The following is a 2025-nucleotide window of genomic DNA, read 5'->3' as shown; positions in this document are numbered from 1 at the left end:
TTGAACCATTTCACGGTGCCATTGGCCATATCCGTGGTCTCCTATTGAAATGCTGCCCGCATGATCGCGACAGCCCGGCAAAGTCGATCCAAGTCGATCAACCGGAACCGGGTCAGCGGCGACAGCATTCGAAGAGAAGAAACATTGGCCTGTTGTAAATGGGGTGTCCGACGGCAAAGCACAAGGGTGGTGTTGGTCGCGAGCAAAGAAAGATGTGCCTCAGGCTTCTGGCGCAACGCTGCTCTGTAGCAGGTCGGTTCCGACGCGAGAGATTTCAGTCGAATTGTCCGCATCGCTGCGCACATCGACGGTGACGTCGAGTCCAAGGAAATCCGCATAGGTGCCGTGAAAACTGCCGGACACGGGCGAAATCTGATGGATGTTGCGCGCCACCGCGACAGCAATCAGGTTGGCCGAGCCGACGGATCTGTTCGTCGGGTCAAAGGCGATCCATCCAGCGCCGGGCACAAAAACTTCGACCCAGGCGTGAGTGGCGCCTGCATCCGTCGTGCCGACTTTTTCGGCGGACGGGTTGTACAGATAACCCGAGACCAGCCTTGCCCCGAAGCCCAAGAGCCGGACGGCCTCGGCAAACAGAACGGCGATATCACGGCAGGTCCCCCAGCCCCGATCGAGGGTTTCGAGCGGCCCCTGCGTTCCCTCGGTCTCGCGGCCTTGATAACGGATCTGCGCGGCGATGGCATTGCTGATGTCCTTCAGCAGAGCCAGCGTATCTGTAGGTTGCGGCGCGACAAACGGGTCGACCCAGCCACGCAGGCGCTTGAACTGATCCCAGTATTGCGGTTGTGCAAGAGGGCCAAGGTCCGTCAGCTCATCCGGTGAATAGGTGAAGGGAAACTGCATGGCCGAGGCGGCGATCGGGAAAACCGGCCAGACCGGCGCATGCAACTCGACTACCATCCTTGCCGTGATGTCAAGTTCGCGCGCCGGCGACCGGAAAAGCGCAGTGGCGACGGCATTGCCGGCCACATCGTGCGACCAGTCGAGGACGGGCGCGGGCCGGATCCCGAGATCGAAAGAGACAAGGCTGAGATCCCGTGTCTCGCGTGGGCGCAGCATAAGTTGATGCCGACCCAAGGTGATGTCGCGACAAAACGTGTAGCGGGTTTTGTGGATGATCGACAGGCGGGTCATGGACTTCGCTACGCTGATCGCCCGCCACGACGGCGCCCTGTCGAAACGCCTTCCGGCACCGAGCCGCGCCAGGCTATCGATCCCTTGCAGCGCGGACAGATGCGCTCGCCAAAGCCTGCACTCGGAAAGGTCTTGCGGCAGCACAGACAGATACGATCGGCTGCGATGTCCGCCTTTGCGCGTGGGTGGGAATTGCCTTGAAGTGTGTTGATCTCGTCGCTCATTCGCCGATCCCCGGTCGCGGACTTCCCGGACAGGGGCCAGATCCATCGTCGACAGGCGCGCGTTGCGGGGTGGTTTGCGTCATTTGCGCCGCGCGGGACCAGTACAGATGGCGGAGATCGGCTTCCGAAACGCCGTCCGCCGTCATGACGAGGCGGATCATCGGGTCGGCCAGCATCTGATCGAGAAAGGCGACAGGTTGGAAACCGCCCGTGCCGATGCTTTCACCAAAGCCGGGAAGATCGAACGGGTTGTCAAAGAAGAAGGTCGGGGTGGTCGGTTGTGTCATGGAAACACTCCTTGATTTCTGAGGAAACACGCGCGACACGGCCTGTCCCGTTGGACAGACCGGCGCGTGCTGCGGAAGGTCTACGGCGCGGGTCGCATGGCGTATTGCCAGCGTGTCGCCCAAGTCAGTTGGCCGGGTGTTTATGCCCGGTTGTCCTCGCCGTCGCTTTGGACATCGCGGGTCCAGACTTCGAAGCCCGACAACGTGCCCGGCCCAAAGATTTGCGTGAGCGGCACGTCTGCCGCGTCACGCCCGCGCGCCACGAGGATACGACCGGTGCGGCGTGTGTTGTTGCGCGGATCGAAAACCCACCATTGGCCGTCCAGGAACACCTCCATCCAGGCGGCGAAATCCATTGG

At 61.6% G+C, this 2025-nt stretch carries 3 protein-coding genes and 1 pseudogene; all 4 read right to left on the bottom strand.

What is annotated here, in order from left to right:
* Nucleotides 1-219 precede the first annotated feature (219 nt).
* Entirely contained in the window at nucleotides 220-1155 is a 936-nt protein-coding gene (locus PVW46_RS13415) for a transglutaminase family protein (RefSeq protein ID WP_083242207.1), read from the bottom strand.
* Nucleotides 1156-1163: 8 nt separating this feature from the next.
* Nucleotides 1164-1379: a hypothetical protein gene (locus tag PVW46_RS13410; RefSeq protein ID WP_043144793.1), complete on the bottom strand. Its 216-nt coding sequence runs from the start codon at nucleotides 1377-1379 to the stop codon at nucleotides 1164-1166.
* Complete coding sequence (locus PVW46_RS13405) at nucleotides 1376-1666, bottom strand: hypothetical protein (RefSeq protein ID WP_069208594.1); 291 nt, start codon at nucleotides 1664-1666, stop codon at nucleotides 1376-1378. The genes PVW46_RS13410 and PVW46_RS13405 overlap by 4 nt, the downstream gene beginning before the upstream one ends.
* Before the next feature lie 140 nt (nucleotides 1667-1806).
* Nucleotides 1807-2025, bottom strand: a pseudogene (locus tag PVW46_RS13400) (transglutaminase family protein); the annotation flags it as partial.

Origin of the sequence: Mameliella sp. AT18 (assembly GCF_028807275.1) — a bacterium.
GTDB classification, from domain to species: Bacteria; Pseudomonadota; Alphaproteobacteria; order Rhodobacterales; family Rhodobacteraceae; genus Antarctobacter; species Antarctobacter albus.
This window is presented reverse-complemented; position numbering and strand designations above follow the sequence as displayed.

Bases quoted from the DNA above. Each gene is read 5' to 3' on its own strand.
- PVW46_RS13405 (WP_069208594.1), bottom strand. From the start codon at position 1,666: ATGACACAACCGACCACCCCGACCTTCTTCTTTGACAACCCGTTCGAT.
- PVW46_RS13410 (WP_043144793.1), bottom strand. From the start codon at position 1,379: ATGAGCGACGAGATCAACACACTTCAAGGCAATTCCCACCCACGCGCA.
- PVW46_RS13415 (WP_083242207.1), bottom strand. From the start codon at position 1,155: ATGACCCGCCTGTCGATCATCCACAAAACCCGCTACACGTTTTGTCGC.